18 protein-coding genes are annotated in these 19,689 nt (G+C 68.7%); 8 read left to right on the forward strand and 10 right to left on the reverse strand.

The genetic code is table 11. The features are described from left to right. Positions 1-64 precede the first annotated feature (64 nt). The 3 genes from V9K99_RS31165 to V9K99_RS31175 are packed head-to-tail and all read left to right on the forward strand — an operon-like array spanning position 65 to position 3,485. Complete coding sequence (locus tag V9K99_RS31165) at positions 65-1,966, forward strand: helix-turn-helix transcriptional regulator (RefSeq protein ID WP_337008908.1); 1,902 nt, start codon at positions 65-67, stop codon at positions 1,964-1,966. A gap of 54 nt (positions 1,967-2,020) precedes the next feature. Then, positions 2,021-2,890, forward strand: coding sequence for a mycothiol-dependent nitroreductase Rv2466c family protein (locus V9K99_RS31170; protein ID WP_337008910.1), 870 nt, complete (start codon positions 2,021-2,023; stop codon positions 2,888-2,890). Then, the gene (locus V9K99_RS31175) at positions 2,808-3,485 is read left to right on the forward strand and encodes a maleylpyruvate isomerase family mycothiol-dependent enzyme (RefSeq protein WP_337008912.1); all 678 of its coding nucleotides are present in this window, start codon (positions 2,808-2,810) and stop codon (positions 3,483-3,485) included. Before V9K99_RS31170 ends, V9K99_RS31175 begins: the two co-directional genes overlap by 83 nt. A 77-nt stretch (positions 3,486-3,562) precedes the next feature. On the opposite strand, the gene V9K99_RS31180 is transcribed toward V9K99_RS31175, so the two are convergent. Further along, entirely contained in the window at positions 3,563-5,086 is a 1,524-nt protein-coding gene (locus tag V9K99_RS31180; RefSeq protein ID WP_337008914.1) for an alkaline phosphatase D family protein, read from the reverse strand. Positions 5,087-5,283: 197 nt separating this feature from the next. Here V9K99_RS31180 and V9K99_RS31185 point away from each other — a divergent pair, with 197 nt between their 5' ends. Continuing rightward, complete coding sequence (locus V9K99_RS31185; protein ID WP_337008916.1) at positions 5,284-6,363, forward strand: fatty acid desaturase family protein; 1,080 nt, start codon at positions 5,284-5,286, stop codon at positions 6,361-6,363. A gap of 159 nt (positions 6,364-6,522) precedes the next feature. Further along, a complete protein-coding gene (locus tag V9K99_RS31190; RefSeq protein WP_337008918.1) occupies positions 6,523-7,599 on the forward strand; it encodes a fatty acid desaturase family protein in 1,077 nt (358 codons plus the stop codon). A gap of 75 nt (positions 7,600-7,674) precedes the next feature. Here V9K99_RS31190 and V9K99_RS31195 read toward each other — a convergent pair whose 3' ends face one another. The 3 genes from V9K99_RS31195 to dapA are packed head-to-tail and all read right to left on the reverse strand — an operon-like array spanning position 7,675 to position 11,351. Beyond that, on the reverse strand, positions 7,675-8,706 hold the full coding sequence (locus tag V9K99_RS31195; RefSeq protein WP_337008920.1) for a LacI family DNA-binding transcriptional regulator: 1,032 nt from the start codon (positions 8,704-8,706) through the stop codon (positions 7,675-7,677). 21 nt (positions 8,707-8,727) lie between these two features. After that, the gene (locus V9K99_RS31200) at positions 8,728-10,422 is read right to left on the reverse strand and encodes a ribonuclease J (protein ID WP_337008922.1); all 1,695 of its coding nucleotides are present in this window, start codon (positions 10,420-10,422) and stop codon (positions 8,728-8,730) included. Beyond that, a complete protein-coding gene (gene dapA, locus V9K99_RS31205; protein WP_442914760.1) occupies positions 10,419-11,351 on the reverse strand; it encodes a 4-hydroxy-tetrahydrodipicolinate synthase in 933 nt (310 codons plus the stop codon). Before dapA ends, V9K99_RS31200 begins: the two co-directional genes overlap by 4 nt. Before the next feature lie 230 nt (positions 11,352-11,581). On the opposite strand from dapA, the gene V9K99_RS31210 reads away from it, so the two are divergent. Continuing rightward, positions 11,582-12,079 (forward strand): hypothetical protein, encoded by a 498-nt coding sequence (locus tag V9K99_RS31210; protein ID WP_337008924.1) that lies wholly within the window; start codon positions 11,582-11,584, stop codon positions 12,077-12,079. Here V9K99_RS31210 and V9K99_RS31215 read toward each other — a convergent pair. Further along, entirely contained in the window at positions 12,073-12,867 is a 795-nt protein-coding gene (locus V9K99_RS31215; protein WP_337008926.1) for a metal-dependent hydrolase, read from the reverse strand. The genes V9K99_RS31210 and V9K99_RS31215 overlap by 7 nt on opposite strands. Positions 12,868-13,176: 309 nt before the next feature. On the opposite strand from V9K99_RS31215, the gene argG reads away from it, so the two are divergent. Beyond that, positions 13,177-14,610, forward strand: a complete 1,434-nt coding sequence (gene argG, locus V9K99_RS31220; protein ID WP_337008928.1) for an argininosuccinate synthase — start codon at positions 13,177-13,179, stop codon at positions 14,608-14,610. A 48-nt stretch (positions 14,611-14,658) separates the two neighbouring features. Here the strand turns inward: argG and paaE are convergent, their stop codons facing one another. The 5 genes from paaE to paaA form a co-directional block, all read right to left on the reverse strand. Beyond that, complete coding sequence (paaE, locus tag V9K99_RS31225) at positions 14,659-15,747, reverse strand: 1,2-phenylacetyl-CoA epoxidase subunit PaaE (RefSeq protein WP_337008930.1); 1,089 nt, start codon at positions 15,745-15,747, stop codon at positions 14,659-14,661. Next, a complete protein-coding gene (paaD, locus tag V9K99_RS31230) occupies positions 15,747-16,223 on the reverse strand; it encodes a 1,2-phenylacetyl-CoA epoxidase subunit PaaD (protein ID WP_337008932.1) in 477 nt (158 codons plus the stop codon). The genes paaE and paaD overlap by 1 nt, the downstream gene beginning before the upstream one ends. Next, positions 16,217-16,957, reverse strand: coding sequence for a 1,2-phenylacetyl-CoA epoxidase subunit PaaC (gene paaC / locus V9K99_RS31235; RefSeq protein ID WP_337008934.1), 741 nt, complete (start codon positions 16,955-16,957; stop codon positions 16,217-16,219). The genes paaD and paaC overlap by 7 nt, the downstream gene beginning before the upstream one ends. Further along, positions 16,954-17,235 (reverse strand): 1,2-phenylacetyl-CoA epoxidase subunit PaaB, encoded by a 282-nt coding sequence (gene paaB / locus V9K99_RS31240; protein ID WP_337008936.1) that lies wholly within the window; start codon positions 17,233-17,235, stop codon positions 16,954-16,956. The genes paaC and paaB overlap by 4 nt, the downstream gene beginning before the upstream one ends. Before the next feature lie 73 nt (positions 17,236-17,308). Continuing rightward, a complete protein-coding gene (gene paaA, locus V9K99_RS31245) occupies positions 17,309-18,232 on the reverse strand; it encodes a 1,2-phenylacetyl-CoA epoxidase subunit PaaA (RefSeq protein WP_337008938.1) in 924 nt (307 codons plus the stop codon). Between the two features lie 190 nt (positions 18,233-18,422). On the opposite strand from paaA, the gene V9K99_RS31250 reads away from it, so the two are divergent. Next, positions 18,423-19,598 (forward strand): DUF418 domain-containing protein, encoded by a 1,176-nt coding sequence (locus V9K99_RS31250; RefSeq protein ID WP_337009025.1) that lies wholly within the window; start codon positions 18,423-18,425, stop codon positions 19,596-19,598. The last annotated feature ends 91 nt before the right edge of the window (positions 19,599-19,689 follow it).

Genomic DNA, 19,689 nt, shown 5'->3' on the forward strand with positions numbered 1-19,689 from the left:
AAGTGCAACCTTCAACAGTCGGCCGGGCTGGCGAAGTCGCGCACCGGCCGGTCACACTGCGAGCGTGACGAACACCCGGCCGGTCGACCCCATCGCAGACCAGGTGCTGGGTGCCGCCGCCGTGGCCGGCGAGCGGGTGCGCCTGGAGGTCCTCAGTCGGGTCGTCGACCTGCCGGCCGACGACTTCCTCGCCGCCATCGACGCCTTGGTCCGCACCGGCGTGCTCGTCATAGCACCGGACTCCGGCGAAGCCTGGTTCGCAGACGAGGCCGCCCGCCGGGATGCCGAGGCCAGGTTGCCTCTGACGGACCGCATTGACCTACACCGCCGCACCGCCGAAGCGCTGGAACCGGACCCGACGGCCGACCCGGCGGAGATCGCGCGGCACTGGTCCGGAGCCGTCGCGGCGACGCCCGACCCGCTCGAACGGGCCAGACTGCAGCTCCGTCTGACGGTGGCGTCTGTCCGCGCCGGTGATCTTGCGACCGCCCATGCCACCACGCAGGCCGTCGTCACGGCCGCCCGCGGATCACGGGCAGCCGACCTGCTTGCCGAGGCTGCAGTCACGCTGGAGCCGGTCGGACAGTCTGCGTGGGACGGTGACATCCACCAGTGGTGCACCGAGGCGTTGGCCTCTCCCGGCCTATCACCACGCATGCGCGTCCACCTGCTCGCCCGGCAGACGCAGGCGGCCATCTACCTCGCGCGCTGGCGCGAGGCGTTGGCCGCGAGCAGTGACGCCCTCGACCAGGCAGAGACCATCGGCGACGTCGACCTACTCGCCGAGGCACTCACCGCACGCCAACTCGCCACCAGCGGACCCGACGACGTCGACGAACTGGTCGCCGCCGCGCAACGGATGATCGAGCTCGGGACGTCGACCGGTCTGGCCGACATCGAGCTGCGTGGCCGCCTGTGGCGGGTCGATGCGCTGTGGTACGCCGGTGACCTGGCCGCGATCGGCGCCGAGATCGGGCGGATCGCGAGCTGCGCCGGGCGTGTCGGCGGTCCGCACGGCCAGTGGCACGTCCAGATCACCCGCGCCGCGCTCGCGCTGGCCCGGGCGGAGTTCGAGGATGCCGAGGTCCTGCTCGACGACGCCCTCGCCGGCTTCCGGCGGATCGGACATCCCGCGGCCCATGGCGCCGAGGTCGCCTTCCGGATGCTGCTCGGCCACCATCGTGGCCACACCGACGAGTTGCTGGGGACCGCAGCCTGGGAGTTCGGAACCGACATTCGCTGGGACCTCGGCGCCCGCCTCCTCCGCGCCTTCGTCCTCGTCGACGCGGGCCGCCTCGAGGAGGCCGCCGCGCTGTACCAGCGCTGCGGCCGGCCCGGCTCCTGGCAGGGATTGCGTGCTTTCGAGCTCCCTCTGTACACCTTCGCGGCCAGGGTCGCGGCGGCCGTCGGCGCGACTGACGACGTACGCGACTGCCAAGCCCGGCTGGAACCTCATCGGGGCCGGCACGTCGTAGGCGGCGCGGGCGCGACCAACTTCCTCGGACCGGTCGAGCTGAACCTCGGTCTCTGCGCCGCGTCGCTCGGCGAGTGGGACACGGCCATCGCCGACCTCCGGAAAGCCGGTGACCTGTGCCGGACGATCGGGGCACCCGGCTTCGCGGTCGAGTCCGCCTGTCTGCTGGCCGAGGCCCTCGAGCGTTCCGGGGACCGATCGCAAGCCCACGCGGTGGCGCGGGAATCGCTGCCGCTGGCACGCGCTCTGGGCATGGCACCGTGGGCGGAACGACTCGGGCAACTGGCGACACCTGACGACCCGCTGAGCCCGCGCGAGCGCGAGGTCGCCCGGCTCGTCGCCGACGGGCTCAGCAACCGCGAGATCGCCACCGCGCTGGTCATCTCCGAACGGACCGCCTCGAACCACGTCCAGCACATCCTCGGCAAGCTCGGCTTCGCGAACAGGGCCCAGGTCGCGGCCTGGGCAGCCCGTCAGCACGGCTCTGAGTAGCGAGTGAGCATTTCGCACGATGCGCCCGCGACACCGGCGGTGGACGCTGGGGACATGCAGAACGATCACACCGGCGCCGACCTCGACCTGTGGGACAAAGTCACCACGGACTACTTCGCCAAGCGCACAGGCGTCGTACCAACCGCAGGGTTCCGGGAGCGCACTGAAACCGCCCGCAGACAGACCGACGGCGGCCTCCACACCGCGCCGCGCATCGACCTGTACGTCGACCCCGTCTGCCCGTACACGTGGGTGGTGGCGTGCTGGTTGCGAGAGGTCGCCGCGCGCCGGGACCTCGAGCTCCGCTACCACGTGATGAGTCTGCTCATGCTGAACGAGAGCCGAGCCGTCGACGAGAACTACCGCCGCCGGCTCGCCGGGATGAGCGGCCCGTCCCGGGTTGCGACCGCGGTGGTCGCGCGCCACGGACCAGACGCCTTCCAGGCCTGGCACCACGCCTTCGGCGACCGGATCTTCGACCACTGGCGCTATCCGACCAAGACGGAGTACCGCGCCGCCTCGATCGAGGCCCTCACCACGGCCGGGCTGCCGACGACGCTCGCGGACGCCGCCGACACCGCGGAGTACGACTGGCTCCTACGGCGCAGTCACGACGAGGGCACCCTGCCGGTCGGACTGGAAGCCGGCACACCGGTCATCCACATCGACGGAGTCGCGTTCTTCGGGCCTGTCCTCAACGCGATCCCGCGCGGCGACGACGCGCTGCGACTCTTCGACGGCGTCCGCCTGCTCGCCGGCTGCCGCGACTTCTTCGAACTCAAGCGCACCCGCTCCACGCCGCCGGACGTGCGCTACCTGCCGACCGACGGAAAGGACAGTCATGAACGAGGACGACCTCTGGGCCGCGATCGACACTCAGCGACTCCGGACGACCGACCTGCTGGCAACGCTCAGCCCTGCTGACTGGAACCGCCGGTCGCTCTGCGAGGGCTGGACGGTGCGCGACGTCGCCGCCCACCTCACGATGCAGCAGCTGACCATCTGGGACGGGCTCCGCCTCGCCCTGCGTCATCCGCCGCTCGGCGGGATGAACCGGATGATCCACACGTTCGCCCGCGGCCGCTCGGGAATGCCGACCGAGCAGATGATCGCGGAGATCCGCGGCATGGTCGGCTCGCGCCGGCACAACGTGGGCGTCACCCCGTTCGAGACGCTGATCGACATCGTCGTCCACGGGCAGGACATCGCGGTTCCACTGGGCCGCTCGCTTCCGGTCCCGCCCGAGGTTTCGGCGACGGCCGCGTCGCGCGTGTGGGACTACCAGTCGTCGAGGGGCGGACGACGGACGGCAAGTGTGTTCAAGTCGCTGCCGTACGACGGTCTCCGCATGGTCGCCACCGACACCGACTGGAGCGTGGGTGAGGGACCGGAGCTCCGCGGTCCGGTGCTGTCCCTCCTGCTCCTGCTCACCGGGCGTCAGGTCGTCCTGCCTGAGCTGGCGGGGCCGGGCGCCGCCGTCCTCACGGAACGGCTCGCCGCCGTACGCTCGCGCGTCTGAGCAGTGAGCGTCGTACCCACCGGCCCTGGTGGGCGGCATTCCGCACAGGCGCCGGGGCCGGTGAGTACGACGGGCCCTCAGCGGGCTGGGTGGATGTCCTGCGTCCAGAGCACCTTGCCGTAGAGGTTGCGCAGCGACGCGGTGAAGACGCCGGTCCGCGGGTCGATGTCGACGTGGCCGAAGAACTGGTTGCCGCCGCTCGGGGGCTGGTTCGGGAAGTCGGCCGCCTTGACGAACTCGACCTTCGGTCCGAACGTCGAGTCCAGTGAGTTCGGCCCGAACGTGCCCGCGTTGATCGGGCCGGCGACGAGCTCCCAGAACGGGTCGAAGTCGGTGAAGGCCGCCCGCGACGGGTCGTAGTGGTGGGCGGCGCAGTAGTGCACGTCCGCGGTCAGCCAGATCGCGTTGCGGACCTTGCGCCGCTTGAACTGGCTCAGCACCCAGGCGATCTCGTGCTCGCGACCGCCCGGCGCACCCGGCAGGCCGTTGGCGACCGCCTCGATCTCGGTGCCGTCCGGGACGAGCAGGCCGATCGGCATGTCGCTGGCGATCACCTTCCAGGTCGCCTTCGACGCGGCCACCTCGCGGACCAGCCACTTGGCCTGCTCCTCGCCAAGGATCGCGACCTCCCCGGCGACGTCCGGCTTCGGGTTGGTGTCGCGATACGTCCGCATGTCCAGGCAGAAGATGTCGACCAGCGGTCCGTAGCTCACCTTGCGGTAGATCCGGCCGCGCCCCGCCGTGTGCTCCATCGGCAGGTACTCGAGGAACGCCTGCCGCGCCCGGGCTGCCAGTACGTCGACCCGCTTCTCGGTGTACCGGGTGTCGGCCAGGATCTCCCCCGGGTACCAGTTGTTCACTGTCTCGTGGTCGTCCCACTGGCTGATGATCGGTACGTCGGCATACAGCGCCCGCACGTTGTCGTCGAGCAGGTTGTACTTGTACCGGCCGCGGTACTCGGCCAGCGTCTCGGCGACCTTCGAGACCTCCTCGGTCACCACGTTCTTCCAGACGGTGCCGTCGGCAACCTTCACCTCGGCCGCGATCGGGCCGTCGGCGTAGATGTTGTCGCCGGAGTGCAGGAAGAAGTCCGGCCGGGTGTCGTGCATGGCCTGGTACGCCGCCATGCCGCCGAGCTCCGGGTTGATTCCGTAACCCTGCCCCGCGGTGTCGCCGGTCCAGACGAACGAGAGTCCGCGGTTGCGTCCCGGCGTACTGAAGGAGCCCTCGAGCGACTCGCCGCGGCGGCCGTCGGAGTCCTCGAACGAGATCCGGTAGTCGTACCGCTGGCCCGGGCGCAGGCCCTTCAGCGGCAGCTGCGCGGTGAAGTCGGCGTCGGGTCCGGTGACCGGGCCGCGCAGCCGGATCGCCCGGTCGAACCGGCCGTGGCTGGTCAGGTCGACGACGAGACGGGCGCGGCGGTCGGTGCGGGACCAGACGACAGCGGAGTTCGCGGTCACGTCGCCGGACATGATCCCGGACGGCAGCGCGGGCCGGTCGCGTCGGACAAGGTTCGGCGTCGCGGCGGCGACCCCGGGCAGGGCCAGGGACGCGCCGGCGACGGTGGATGCGGCCAGGAGCTGGCGGCGGCTCAAGTTCATGTGACGAATCTGACCGAGCCGAATGACAGCCGCGTGACCGCGGAGCGAACGACCTGCCAATTCAGCCGCGACGCTCCGGCCGCCGGTTGTGTGCGGCCGTCCGGCATGGTTCCGTAGGGGGCGACGGGCCACCTCTCGTGCCGCTGCCCTGGACCCGGTAGCGCATCGACCGATGCACTACCGGACGGAGCAACCACGTGTCGCACACTCTTGCCGACGACGTACATCCGCGGGGGGCGCAGCAGCGCCACGCGAGCCTCTACAGCGACCTCCTCCACACCGTGCGGGACCTCGGCCTGTTGCGCCGGCGACCGACCTACTACTCGATCCGGATCGGGCTGGTGCTGGTCGCGCTCGGTGGGATCGTCACCGGTGTCATCCTGCTCGGCAACTCCTGGTTCCAGTTGCTGATCGCCGGCGCCCTCGCCCTCGTCCTGGTCCAGGTCGCGTTCCTCAGCCACGACAGCGCGCACCGGCAGATCTTCCACTCGGCCGCCTGGAACGACTGGACGGCACGCATCCTCGCGAGCGGGATCGCCGGGATGAGCATCACCTGGTGGCGCAACAAGCACTCCAAGCACCACAACGCGCCGAACCAGCTCGGCAAAGACCCCGACGTCGACCTCGGTGTCGTCGCCTTCACTCCGGATGCCGTCACGAAGCGCGGGCCGGTCGGCCAGTGGTTCGCCGCCCGGCAAGGCTGGCTGTTCTTCCCGCTGCTGACGCTCGAAGGGATCAGCCTGCACGTGTCGAGCCTGCAGCATCTCTTCCGCCGTGGCGCGACCCGGGTGGAACGCGTCGAGGCGGCGGTCGTGGTCTCGCGGCTCGCCGGCTACCTCGCCGCGCTGTATCTGCTCCTTCCGGTCGGCAAGGCCAGCGCCTTCCTCGGCATTCAGCTCGCCGTGTTCGGCGTCTGCCTCGGCGCCTCGTTCGCGCCGAACCACAAGGGCATGCCGCTCGTCCCGGCCACCATGAAACTCGATTTCCTCCGCCGCCAGGTCCTGATGTCACGCAACATCCGTGGCGGCGTACTCACCGACTTCGCGATGGGCGGCCTGAATTACCAGATCGAGCACCATCTGTTCCCCAACATGCCCCGGCCGAACCTGAAGCGGGTCCAGCCGATCGTCCGCGAGTACTGCGCCTTGCACGGCATCAAGTACACCGAAGTCGGACTGTTCGCGTCGTACCGGATCATCGTCGACTTCCTGAACAACGTCGGCCTCAGGGCTCGCGATCCGTTCCAGTGCCCACTCGCCACGGAACTGCGGCGCTAGGCCGGAATCGCCCACTTCCGCACCGCTGACCAGGGCAGCTGTACGGCGGCTTGCGCGTGAGAGCCGGGCGTGGTTCCGTGGAGATATCAGCCACCTCTCGTGGCGCTGCCCCGGACCCGGTGGCGCATCGACCGATGCACTCCGGACCGGGGTCTTCTCATGTCACAGCTTGTCGCGGACGACCATCCGCAGCGGCCGCAGCAGCGGTACACGAACCTCTACACCGATCTGGCCCGGACCGTCCGGGAACTCGGCCTGCTCCGGCGCCGGCGCGGGTACTACTGGACTCGTATCGGCCTCGTGATCGCCGCATTCGCGGCGGTCTGGGTCGGTGTCGGCCTGCTCGGCAACTCCTGGCTGCAACTACTCCTGGCCGGCGCGCTCGCGCTGGTGCTGACGCAGGTCGCGTTCCTCAGCCATGACAGCGCGCACCGGCAGATCTTCGACTCCGCCGCCTGGAACGACTGGACCGCCCGCCTGCTGGGCTGTGGGCTGATCGGGATGAGCGCCGGCTGGTGGCGGTCGAAGCACAGTCGTCACCACGCGGCTCCGAACCAACTGGACCGTGATCCCGACATCGGCGCCGGAGTCGTGGCCTTCACCCCCGGACAGGTCGCGGAACGGACGGGCCTGAGTGGATGGCTGGCCCGTCGCCAGGGCTGGCTCTTCTTTCCCCTGCTCACCCTGGAAGGGCTCAACCTGTACGTCGCCAGTCTGCGCCACCTGCTCCACCGGTCGGCGACGACGGTCGAGCGCATCGAGGCCGCGATCATCCTGACCCGGCTCGGCGGGTACGTCACGGTGCTGTTGCTGCTGTTGCCGATCGGCAAGGCGAGCGCCTTCCTCGGGCTGCAGTTGGCCGTATTCGGGATCTGCCTCGGCGGGTCGTTCGCGCCGAACCACAAAGGGATGCCACTCGTACCGGCCACGATGAAGCTCGACTTCCTCCGCCGTCAGGTACTCATGTCACGCAACGTCCGCGGTGGGGTGATGGTCGACTTCGCGCTCGGCGGGCTGAACTACCAGATCGAGCATCACCTGTTCCCGAGCATGCCCCGGCCGACCCTCAAGCAGGTCCAGCCGATCGTGCGCGAGTACTGCGAACTGCACGGGGTCAAGTACACCGAGGTCGGCCTGTTCTCGTCGTACAAGATCGTCATCGACTATCTGAACAACGTCGGTCTCCGGGCCCGCGACCCGTTCCAGTGCCCGCTCGTCGAGCTGTACCGCAAGTGAACCCCTGGCACTCTGCCGAGCCGCCCCCTCAAGTCACGGCATCCGTTCGACTGCCCGATGGCGGCGCAGCTGCGGCTAGCTGGACGGCGGGATCTCGCCTGAGCCTCGGATCGTGAGCTTCACCGGAACGCGGACCGTCCGGCCCGGCCGGTGCGGCTCCGGAAGGCGCTCGGTCATCAGCTGGATCGCCGTACGAGCCATCACATCGGCCGACTGGGCGACCGCGGTCAGCCCGGGGCTGAGCAGGTCGCCGAGGGCGAGGTCGTCGAAGGAGACCAGCGCGACCCGGTCCCGCCGGCCCGCGAGGCCGCGCAGCACCTCGGCCGTGGTCATGTTGTTTGCCGATAGCAACGCAGTGGCCGGCTCCGGACGATCCAGTACGGCGGACAGCGTGATGCCGATGCCCTCGGTGGTGGGCTCGGACAGGTGGACCAGGTCCTCGTCCACCTCGATCCGGTGCCGGGCCATCGCGGCCCGGTAGGCGACAACCCGCTCGCGGGCGGTGAAGATCCGCTCGTCGTCACCGAGGTACGCGATCCGCCGGTGCCCCTGCCGGACCAGGTGGTCGATCGCCTGGTCGATGCCGCCGGCATTGTCGGCCAGTACGGCGTCCGCCTCGATCCCGTGCGCCGGGCGGTCGATCGTGACCACCGCCATCCCGGCGTCGACGTGCGGCGCGAGGTACTCCTGGGTCTCCCCGATCGGCGCCATGATCAGCGCGTCCGGCCGGCGGGCGACGAACTCCAGGCAGACCTCGCGCTCCCGGTCCGGATCCTCGTCGGTCAGACCGATCATCACCACCGAGCCACTCGAGCGGGCCCAGAGCTCGACCGCGCGGCCGAGTGAGGCGAAGAACGGGTCGCCGATGTCGCGGATGACGACCGCGATCGTCCCGGTCTTGCCCCGGCGCAGCATCCGGGCGCTCTCGTTCGGGGTGTAGTTGAGCTCCTTGATCGCGGCCTGGACCTTGGCGGTCAGCTCCGGGCTGACGTTCGGCTCCTCGTTCACCACCCGGGAGACGGTCTTGAGCGCGACCCCGGCCCGGGCCGCGACCTCCTTCATCGTGGGCCGGCGCTGACCTGCGCCGTTCACACCGCTGATCGTCATCGCCGGCCCTCTCTCCCGCTCTCAGCTCTCCACGACGACCGGGATGATCATCGGGCGGCGGCGGTGGGTGTCGCTGACCCACTTGCCGACCACCCGGCGGATCACCTGCTGCAGCTGGTACATGTCGTCCACACCGCCGCCGATCGCCTTCTCGATCTCCGCCTCGATCTTCGGCTTGAGGTCGTCGAAGACAGTGTCGTCCTCGGCGAACCCGCGCGCATGGATCTCCGGCCCGGCTGTCAGTTTGCCGGTGACCGAGTCCATCACGGCGATGACCGAGATGAAACCCTCGTCGCCGAGAATCCGGCGGTCCTTCAGCGAGGTCTCGGTGATGTCGCCGACCGTGGACCCGTCCACGAACACGTACCCGCAGTCCACCTTGCCGGCCACGACGGCCTTGCGGTCGATCAGGTCGACCACCACACCGTCCTCGACCACGACCACGTTCTGCGCCGGGACACCGGTCTGGATGGCCAGCGCCGCGTTCGCGTGCAGATGCCGGATCTCACCGTGCACCGGCATCACGTTGCGCGGCTTGACGATGTTGTAGCAGTACAGCAACTCGCCGGCGCTGGCGTGACCGGAGACGTGCACCAGCGCGTTGCCCTTGTGGATCACGTTCGCGCCGTGCCGGGTCAGCCCGTTGATCACCCGGTAGACCGAGTTCTCGTTGCCGGGGATCAGGGACGACGCGAGTACGACGGTGTCACCCGGCTGGATCTGGACGACGTGGTGGTCCATGGCCGCGATCCGGGACAGCGCCGACATCGGCTCGCCCTGGGATCCGGTCGAGACCAGCACGACCTGCTCCGGCGGGTAGTTGTCCAGCTCGCGCATGTCGATCAGCGTGTCGCCGGGCACGTTCAGGAAGCCGAGATCACGGGCCACACCCATGTTGCGGACCATCGACCGGCCGACGTACGCGACCTTGCGACGGTGCTTCACGGCCGCGTCCATCACCTGCTGGACCCGGTGCACGTGCGAGGCGAAACAGGCGACGATGATGCGCTGGTTCTTCGCCTTGGTGAAGACGCCGTCCAGCACCGGCGCGATATCGCGCTCGTGGGTGGTGAAGCCGGGCACCTCGGAGTTGGTCGAGTCGACGCAGAACAGGTCCACGCCCTCCTCGCCGAGCCGGGCGAAGGCGCGCAGGTCGGTGATCCGGTTGTCCAGCGGCAACTGGTCCATCTTGAAGTCGCCGGTGTGCAGCACCAGGCCGGCCGGCGTCTTGATCGCCACCGCCAGCGCGTCCGGGATCGAGTGGTTGACGGCGATGAACTCGCAGACGAACGGGCCGATCTGGAGTGACTCGCCCTCCACCACGGTCTGCTGCGGCACGTTGCGGTGCCGGTGCTCCTTGAGCTTGCCCTCCAGCAGCGCGAGCGTGAGCTGCGAGCCGATGACCGGGATGTCACCCCGCTCGCGCAGCAGGTAGGGCAGGCCGCCGATGTGGTCCTCGTGGCCGTGGGTCAGGACGACGGCGACGATGTCGTGCAGCCGGTCCCGGATCGGCTCGAAGTCCGGCAGGATCAGGTCCACACCGGGCTGGTTCTCGTCCGGGAACAGTACGCCGCAGTCGACGACCAGCAGCTTGCCGTCGTACTCGAACACCGTCATATTGCGGCCGACCTCGCCGAGGCCGCCGAGGGGGATGACCCGCAAAGCGCCCGGGGCCAGCGGTCCGGGCGCGTCGAGATCTGGATGGGGATGGCTCATGCAATCAGTCCTGCCGTCTTGAGGTCGGTGGTGAGCCAGTCCACTTGCTCGGCGGTCGCCTCAACCAACGGCGACCGGAGTGTCGCGTGCTCGATGACGCCGGCCAGCTTGAGCGCGGCCTTCACCATGATGGCGCCCTGGGTCCTGGTCATGATCGCCTCGACGGCGGGCACCAGCCGTCGGTCGATCTTCTGTGCGGTGACGAGGTCGCCGGCCACCACGGCGTCGATCAGCTGCCGGTACGGCTCGCTCGCGACATGCGCGACGACGCTGGCGACGCCGACCGCACCGATCGCGAGCCAGGCGAGATTCAACTCGTCGGCACCGCAGTAGTAGAACAGATCGGTGTTCGCCAGCACCTTGGTGGCCCCGGCCACGTCACCCTTGGCGTCCTTCACCGCGACGATCCGCGGGTGCTCGGCGAGCGCGATCAGAGTCTCGGACTTGATCTCCACCCCGGCCCGGCCGGGGATGTCGTAGACCAGGATCGGCAGGCCGGTGGCGTCGGCGACCGCGGTGAAGTGCGCGCGCAGCCCGTCCTGCGGAGGCTTGTTGTAGTACGGCGTGACGACGAGCAGACCGTCCGCACCGGCGGCCTCGGCCTGCTTCGCGCACTCGATCGTGTGCGCGGTGTCGTTGGTCCCGACGCCTGCGACCACCTTGGCCCGGTCCCCGACCGCTTCCAGCACCGCCTTGACCAGCTCGACCTTCTCCTGATCCGAGGTGGTCGGCGCCTCGCCGGTGGTCCCGTTGATGATCAGCGCGTCGTTGCCGCGATCGACCAGGTAGGAGGCCACCTTCTGCGCAGCGTCGAGATCGAGCGAGCCGTCAGGCCGGAACGGAGTGATCATCGCCGTCGTCAGGCGGCCGAACGGCGGCTCAGCCGCGGCGGTCATTGCTGCGGAGACTGTGCTCGATCCCAAAGACATGGGGCTCAGATTACCGCTCCGCAGCCTCGGAGAAATGAGTAGGCCTGATGGCTGTCCGCTCGGGGGTCCGGGCAGCCACCAGGCTCACTCGTCCTATCGGGCCGGGCCCGATAGGCGTTACAGGTTCCGGCAAAAAAGTCAGGAAAAAATTCTGTGAATACTCTCTGTCATCGATTGATCGCTGATTGTCGACAATTCGGGTGACTTCCGGAGCCGCTACGCTCTGGCGCGTGCCGACTGCCTCCCCCGCTCAGCGGACCCTGACGATGACCTGCGGTGCCATGGTGGCCGCGATCCCGCTCATGACGCTCACCCTGTGGTTCGTGCTGGCCGTCGACGGAATCGGTGAGTTCCCACCCCTGTGGGCGCCGTCGATCGTGCTCCTCGCCGCCGCACTGGCCTATGCCTTCTGCGAACTGTTCGGCTTCCGCACCGCTCCTCTCGAGCACACCAGCCGGCCGGCGGCCGAGATCGGGGCGGAGTCGTGGCGGCGGTTCACCACGTCGACGTTCGTGCGGTTCGCGCTCTGCGAGGCTGTGTTCCTTCTCTCGATCCCGCTCGCCTTCGTGATCGACAGCTTCTGGGTCGTCCTGATCGGGGCTGCGCTCGCGTTGCCGCTCTTCTACTACGAGGCCTGGCCCGGCGCCCGCAATCAGCAGCGCTTCGCGGCATCACTCGAGGCCGGCGGCGTTCCGTCGTACCTGATGGGACAGGTTCAGGACTACTGACCCGCGATCCAGATCGAGGTGGCGTCGAAGACCCGCTCGACCGCCTGCAGGGCGCCAGGGAGCAGCAGTACGGCGGCGCCGAGCAGGAGCGGGACGATGATCAGGCGCTCGAACCAGCCGTTGGTCCGGAAGCGGAGCGGTCGGGGGAGGCGGATCTCGTACCAGGTCTCACCGCGGATCGGCAGCGGCCACAACCACGGGCAGCCGGAACGGGTGAGGCTGTCGCCGAGGCAGTGAACGAACATGCCGAGCGCAACCGCCACTCCGATCCACGCACCGATGCCGGTCAGACCAGCTTGTACGGCGTCCGCGGCCGTCGTACCGGGTAACGCCGTACCGGCGACGGACCAGGCGGTGGCGCCGAGCACTAGGACGATCAGCCAGTCCCCTAGTACGTCGGCCGCTAGGAGCAGACCGGTGACAGCTACGGCGAGGACTGCCCACTTGCCGCGATCACCCGCGCTGGCGGCGAGCATGCCGAGCAGGATCGCGGCCACGAGGGTGTGTGTCGCGTGGCGGTGTTTGCCGGTGCTGTCCTCGTCGCGGGGACCCTTGGTGAGGTTGTAGAGGACGCTGGAGAAGGCGCGGACCGCTTCCGAGACGATGCGGGTCAGCGGACCGACCAGACGGGACGCGCGAGCACCCGGGTGATCCAGGTCCGGCACCAGCGCGTAGCCGGCCGTGGCCGCGGCGAACGGCACCACCTCAGCCACCGTGGTCAGCCCGATGAGCGGCGCCACCACCAGCCCGGCACACCACCCCGACAACGCATGCGACCGCCCCATCATGGCGCCCCACTCCCCTCATCGACCCGGCACATCCTCCCAACCCGCACCCCCTGCACCCACCCGCCACGCGGAGCGCCCACCGCGGAAAGCACCCGCCACTGAAGCCACCGTGCCGGCAAGCCATCGAGTGTGGCCACCGTGCGGCCGGCAAGCGCTCTCCTGCCGCACGGTGGCCACAGTCGGCACGGTGGCTTCACCCGCGCGCCGTATACGTCGGCACGGTGGCTTCAGTCGCGCGGTCCCGTCGAGACCGGGGGTGGAGGGTTGGCTGGGTTTGCATAATCATTCAGAGGAGTGCATACTTTTCCTGTGTCCAAGGTTCTTACTTCTCTGCCTGTTGGTGAGCGGGTCGGCATCGCCTTCTCCGGTGGTCTCGACACGTCGGTCGCGGTCGCGTGGATGCGGGACAAGGGCGCCGTCCCCTGCACCTACACCGCCGATCTCGGTCAGTACGACGAGCCCGACATCGCCTCCGTCCCGGGTCGCGCCACGGCGTACGGCGCCGAGCTGACCCGCCTGGTCGACTGCCGGGCGGCGCTGGTCGAGGAGGGCCTGGCCGCATTGGCCTGCGGTGCGTTCCACATCCGTTCGGCCGGGCGGACGTACTTCAACACCACCCCGATCGGGCGGGCGGTGACCGGCACTCTGCTGGTCCGGGCGATGCTCGACGACGACGTCCAGATCTGGGGCGACGGGTCGACCTTCAAGGGCAACGACATCGAGCGGTTCTACCGCTACGGCCTGCTGGCAAACCCTCATCTGCGGATCTACAAGCCCTGGCTGGACGCGGACTTCGTCACCGAGCTCGGTGGCCGTAAGGAGATGTCCGAGTGGCTGGTCACCCACGGCCTGCCGTACCGGGACAGCACCGAGAAGGCCTACTCCACCGACGCGAACATCTGGGGCGCCACCCACGAGGCGAAGACGCTGGAGCACCTCGACACCGGGATCGAGACGGTCGACCCGATCATGGGCGTCAAGCACTGGGACCCGTCGGTCGAGATCCTGCCGGAGGACGTCACCATCGGCTTCGTCCAGGGCCGGCCGGTGACGATCAACGGCAAGGAGTTCGGCTCCGCGGTCGACCTGGTGCTGGAGGCCAACGCGATCGGCGGCCGGCACGGCCTGGGCATGTCGGACCAGATCGAGAACCGGGTGATCGAGGCCAAGAGCCGGGGCATCTACGAGGCTCCCGGGATGGCTCTGCTGCACGCGGCGTACGAACGGCTGGTCAGCGCGATCCACAACGAGGACACGCTGGCGAACTACCACAACGAGGGCCGGCGGCTCGGGCGGCTGATGTACGAAGGCCGCTGGCTGGACCCGCAGTCGCTGATGCTGCGGGAGTCCCTGCAGCGGTGGGTCGGTACGGCGGTCACCGGTGAGGTCACGTTGCGGCTGCGGCGGGGTGAGGACTACTCGATCCTCGACACCACCGGCCCGGCGCTCAGCTACCACCCGGACAAGCTGTCGATGGAGCGGATCGAGGACTCCGCCTTCGGCCCGGTCGACCGGATCGGCCAGCTGACCATGCGGAACCTGGACATCGCCGACTCCCGCTCGAAGCTCGAGCAGTACGCCGGTCTCGGCATGTTCGGCTCCACCAACCCCGCGCTGGCCTCCTCCACCGACCTCATCGGCCCGATGCCCACCGGCGGCGCCGAAGCCATCGCCTCCCGCGGCGAAGCCACAGGACAGGACGAACTCCTCGACCGAGCCGCCATGGAATCCGGCACCGACTGAGGTTCCACGAACACCAGCCCGCCGCGTGCACCCACGCGGCGGGCTGTTTTATGCGTCGTAGTCCAGGGTGACCTTTGGGGTGGTGGGGTGGGATTGGCAGGTGAGGACGTAGCCGGCTCGGATTTCGTCGGGTTCCAGGGCCCAGTTGGTGTCCATGCGGACCGAGCCCTCGATCACCTTGGCGCGGCAGGTGCCGCAGACACCGCCCTTGCAGGCGAATGGTGCGTCGCTGCGTACGGCGAGAGTCGCGTCCAGCACGGCCTTCGAGTGCTCGGCCAGCGGGAAGCTCGACCGGCGGCCGTCCAGGATCACCGTGACCTCGGCGGCGTTCTCGTCGACCGGGGCCTCCTCGATCGGAGCCGTGGGGGCCTCGTCACCGACGTGGAAGAGCTCAGCATGCACGTGCTCACGCGGAACGCCCTTCCCGAGCAGCAACTCCTGCGCGCCGACGACCATCGCGTACGGCCCACACAGGAACCACTCGTCGACGCTCTCAACCGGCAGGATCGTCTCGAACATCCGCCCGAGCCGCTCGGCGTCGATCCGGCCGCTGAACAACTCGACCTCGGTCGTCTCCCGCGACAACACATGGACCAGGTGCAGCCGTTCGGCGTACCGATCCTTCAGGTCGGCCAGCTCGTCGGCGAACATCACCGACCCGGCCGTCCGGTTCCCGTACAGCAAGGTGACCCGGCTCATCAGCTCGGTGGCGAGGATGGTCGCGACCAGTGAGAGCACCGGCGTGATCCCGCTGCCCGCGGCAACGAACGCATAGTGCTTCGCGTTCGCCGGATCGAGCGTCGTACCGAACCGGCCGAGCGGGGTCATCACCTCGAGCTCGTCGCCGACCTTCAACTCGTGCGCCGCGTACGCCGAGAACTCGCCACCCGGGATCCGTTTCACGCCGATCCGCAGTACGCCGGAACCGGCCGGCGAGCAGATCGAGTAGCTGCGTCGTACGTCCTCACCGGTACGGCGGATGGTCAGATGCTGACCCGCGGTGAACTCGTAGTCGTCCGCCAGCTCGGGCGGCACCTCGAAGGTGATCGCAACCGAGTCGTCGGTGATCGCCTCGATCGCGGCCACCCGCAACGGATGGAAGACCGCCCGCCGCCGGGCCAGAGTCGTAGTCGTCATCACAACACCTTGAAGTGATCAAAAGGCTCGCGGCACGCGTTGCACCGCCACAGCGACTTGCACGACGTCGACCCGAACCGGCTGAGCTCCACAGTGTCCGGCGACCCACACAATGGGCACCGGACCGCGAGACTCAACATCACCGGCCCGGCAGCACGGCGACCGGTCGGCGGAGCGATCCCGTACTCGACCAGCTTCGCCTTGCCCGCCTCACTCATCCAGTCCGTCGTCCAGGCCGGCGACAGCACCGTCTCGACCCGGCCATCGACGTGCAACGCCTGGAGCGTCAGCTCGACCTCGTGCCGGATCACGTCCATCGCAGGACAGCCGGAGTACGTCGGTGTGATCGTCACGACGACCTCATCGCCCTCATGCCGAACCCCACGCAGCACACCGAGATCCGCAATCGTCAGCACCGGCACCTCAGGGTCCGCCACCTCGCCAACGGCCTCGAGGATGGCCGTGTCCGTCACCATGTCGCCCCCGGGTGCGAGCGGGCCACGTGCTGCAGCTCGGCGAGCAGGAACCCCAAGTGCTCGGTGTGCCGGCCAGACCGACCGCCAGTGTGCTGGTACGACGCTGCCGGCCTGCTACACGTGGATTCGTCGATCACGGCCATCACCCGCCGCTCCCACTCGTCCTGCAGCGTGGACGGGTCCACAGCGACGGCAAGACGCCGTACGAGGTCGTCGGACTCGAACAGCTCCGCGGTGTACGGCCAGAACCCCTCCAGCCCGGCTTGCATCCGGCGGTGACTCTCCTCGGTCCCGTCACCGAGTCGCAGCACCCATTGGGTCGCGTGGTCGACGTGGTACGCGACCTCCTTGACCGCCTTGCCCGCGACACCGGCCAGCATCTCGTCAGCACTCCCCCGCAGCTCGTCGTACAGCAGGTGCTGGTACGTCGCGAAGTACAGCAACCGAGCCATCGCATGCGCGAAGTCGCCGTTCGGGAGTTCGCACAGCTGCAGGTTGAGGAAGTCGCGCTCGTCGCGGAAGTAGGCGAGGTCGTCCTCGGACCGCCCCTCCCCCTCGACCTGACCGGCATACTGCAGCAGCGATCGGGCCTGCCCGAGCTGGTCGAGGCCGATGTTGCCGAGAGCAACGTCTTCCTCGAGCTGCGGGGCGGCAGCGATCCACTCGGCGGTGCGCTGTGCCGAGATCAGCGCATCGTCGCCGAGGCGAAGTGTGTAGGTGAAGAGGTCGTTCACAGGTGTTCGACGCCTTCCGGGACCTGGTAGAAGGTCGGGTGCCGGTAGACCTTGTCGCCGGCCGGGTCGAAGAACTCGTCCTTCTCGTCCGGGCTCGACGCGGTGATGTCAGCAGCGCGCACCACCCAGATCGACACACCCTCCTGCCGACGCGTGTACACGTCCCGCGCGTTGCGCAGCGCCATCGTCGCGTCCGGCGCATGCAGGCTGCCCACATGCGTGTGCGACAGTCCACGGCGAGACCGGATGAACACCTCCCACAGCGGCTCCACGCTCATGAACGTCCTCGCTTCGCTCCGGGCGCCCATGAGCGTTGCTCGCTGTACTGAATTGTGAACTCGCTCCGCTCGTTCACGCGGCACCCTCCTTCAAAACCCGCTTCGATGCGTACGCCGCTGCAGCCTCACGGACCCAGGCGCCGTCCTCGTGCGCCTTCACGCGGTGCGCGAGCCGCTGCCGGTTGCACGGCCCGTTGCCCTTCACCACCTCGTACAGCTCGGTGTAGTCCGGCTCACTGAAGCGGTAGTGCCCCGTCTCCTCGTCGTACGACAGTCCGTCGTCAGGCACGCGAAGACCGAGTACGTCGGCCTGCGGGACGGTCATGTCGACGAAGCGCTGGCGCAGTTCGTCGTTGCTGTGCCGCTTGATCCCCCACGCCATCGACTGCTCCGAGTGCGTGGACGCGGAGTCCGGCGGGCCGAACATCATCAGCGACGGCCACCACCAGCGGTCCAGCGCGTCCTGCGCCATCGCCTTCTGCGCTGGAGTGCCGTTGCACAGCGTGTGCAGGATCTCGAACCCCTGCCGCTGGTGGAAGGACTCCTCCTTGCAAACCCGGACCATCGCCCGCGCGTACGGCCCGTAGGAGCAGCGGCAGAGCGGGACCTGGTTGACGATCGCGGCGCCGTCGACCAGCCAGCCGATCGCGCCGATGTCGGCCCAGGTCAGGGTCGGGTAGTTGAAGATGCTGGAGTACTTCTGCCGGCCGCTATGCAGCAGGTCGAGCAGATCCGCCCGATCCACGCCGAGCGTCTCGGCGGCGGCGTACAGGTAGAGCCCGTGACCGGCCTCGTCCTGCACCTTGGCCATCAGGATCGCCTTGCGGCGCAGCGACGGCGCGCGACTGATCCAGTTGCCCTCCGGCTGCATGCCGATGATCTCCGAGTGCGCGTGCTGCGCGATCTGCCGGATCAGGGTCTTGCGGTACCCCTCCGGCATCGCGTCCCGCGGCTCGATCCGGCCGTCGGCGGCGATCGTCGCCTGGAAGCTGTCCATGCCGGCCAGCATAGCCGAGTTGTGACACTTTCTGTCCAGATCAGCGGATAAGTGTCACAAAGTCGGACGGTGGTGCTAGCTCCACCTTCTTAGGTGGTGGCATCGCACTGGGTCCAGGTCCGGCACCCGGGGAGTATTTCAGTGCAAGGACTAAACAGTTTCTCTGACAGGGGCGGATCCCGTGACCACGATGACTCTCCCGGCCGCCGACCACCGCGGGCCGGTCACCGGTAAGGAACGCGCACTCGCACCCGACCTGATCCGCGGCGCGATGCTGCTGCTGATCGGGCTGGCCAACAGCGCCAACTTCGCGTTCGCGGGCCAGCCGGGCGTCGAAAGTACGCCACACGACCTCGAGCGCATCCTCAACTTCCTCAAGCTCACGCTCGTGGACGCCAGGGCCTACCCGGTGTTCGCGGTGATGTTCGGCTACGGCCTGGTCCAGCTGGCCCGGCGGCAGCGATCGGCCGGCGCGACGACGAGCGCCGTACGACGAATCCTGCTGAAGCGGAACGGCTGGCTGATCGCCTTCGGCGCCGTCCACGCGACCCTGCTGTACTTCGGTGACTTCCTCGGCGCCTACGGGATCGTCGGGATCATCTGCACCCTGTTGCTGCTCAACCGCGGCGACAAGTTCCACCGGATCGTGCTCGGCATCTGGGTCTTCGAAGTCCTCTACGTGCTCTACGCCGGCTTCCAGGCTTTCGTCGCCGTGGGGAACAGTTCCGGTCCCGCGCATTCACTCACCAACAGCCCGAACCCGTCGCTTGCGGCTTCGTCGTACGGCGCGAGCCTGGTCGACCGGCTGCACGAGTACCCGCTGCACACGGCCAGCGTGGTCGGCTTCATCATGGTCGTCTGGCTGGGCATCTGGGCCGCCCGCAAGCAGATCCTGGAGAACCCGGCCGCGCACCGGACCTTGCTGCGCACTGCGGCCTGTGCCGGCCTGGGCATCACGATCCTGGGTGGTCTGCCGCTCGCACTCGTCGGCGCCGGCTGGCTGCAGGTCGACGCCGCCGCAGTCGATGCGCTGAGCTACTTGTCGCACGTGAGTGGGATGTTCGGCGGGCCTGGGTACGTCGCTCTGTTCGGTCTGCTGGTCGCGCGGTTGACCCGGCTCACGCTTCCGGTCCGGGCGATGGCCGCACTCGGTCAGCGGTCGATGTCGGGCTACCTGTTCCAGTCGGTCTGCTGGATGGCGCTGCTGGCTCCGTTCACCCTCGACCTCGATTTCGGCAGTACGGCGTACACCGCGGCGCTGACCGCGATCGCCGTCTGGATCGTCTCCGTGATCGGCGCGTACGCGATGAGCAAGCGCGGCAATCGCGGCCCCGCCGAGACACTGCTCCGCCGCCTCGTCTACTGATCCACCTTGAGAACCCACCGACCATTTTCCGCGCCGGAATCTGGTTGGTGGGTTCTCAAGGTCGTTGCCCGGCGGTGGGGCGCGCGGGCGG

The sequence above is a fragment of the Kribbella sp. CCNWLW201 genome (assembly GCF_037203805.1).
GTDB lineage: Bacteria > Actinomycetota > Actinomycetes > Propionibacteriales > Kribbellaceae > Kribbella.

Bases quoted from the DNA above. Each gene is read 5' to 3' on its own strand.
- V9K99_RS31170 (WP_337008910.1), top strand. From the start codon at position 2,021: ATGCAGAACGATCACACCGGCGCCGACCTCGACCTGTGGGACAAAGTC.
- V9K99_RS31175 (WP_337008912.1), top strand. From the start codon at position 2,808: ATGAACGAGGACGACCTCTGGGCCGCGATCGACACTCAGCGACTCCGG.
- V9K99_RS31180 (WP_337008914.1), bottom strand. From the start codon at position 5,086: ATGAACTTGAGCCGCCGCCAGCTCCTGGCCGCATCCACCGTCGCCGGC.
- V9K99_RS31190 (WP_337008918.1), top strand. From the start codon at position 6,523: ATGTCACAGCTTGTCGCGGACGACCATCCGCAGCGGCCGCAGCAGCGG.
- V9K99_RS31195 (WP_337008920.1), bottom strand. From the start codon at position 8,706: ATGACGATCAGCGGTGTGAACGGCGCAGGTCAGCGCCGGCCCACGATG.
- V9K99_RS31200 (WP_337008922.1), bottom strand. From the start codon at position 10,422: ATGAGCCATCCCCATCCAGATCTCGACGCGCCCGGACCGCTGGCCCCG.
- dapA (WP_442914760.1), bottom strand. From the start codon at position 11,351: ATGTCTTTGGGATCGAGCACAGTCTCCGCAGCAATGACCGCCGCGGCT.
- V9K99_RS31215 (WP_337008926.1), bottom strand. From the start codon at position 12,867: ATGATGGGGCGGTCGCATGCGTTGTCGGGGTGGTGTGCCGGGCTGGTG.
- paaE (WP_337008930.1), bottom strand. From the start codon at position 15,747: ATGACGACTACGACTCTGGCCCGGCGGCGGGCGGTCTTCCATCCGTTG.
- paaD (WP_337008932.1), bottom strand. From the start codon at position 16,223: ATGGTGACGGACACGGCCATCCTCGAGGCCGTTGGCGAGGTGGCGGAC.
- paaB (WP_337008936.1), bottom strand. From the start codon at position 17,235: ATGAGCGTGGAGCCGCTGTGGGAGGTGTTCATCCGGTCTCGCCGTGGA.
- paaA (WP_337008938.1), bottom strand. From the start codon at position 18,232: ATGGACAGCTTCCAGGCGACGATCGCCGCCGACGGCCGGATCGAGCCG.
- V9K99_RS31250 (WP_337009025.1), top strand. From the start codon at position 18,423: ATGACTCTCCCGGCCGCCGACCACCGCGGGCCGGTCACCGGTAAGGAA.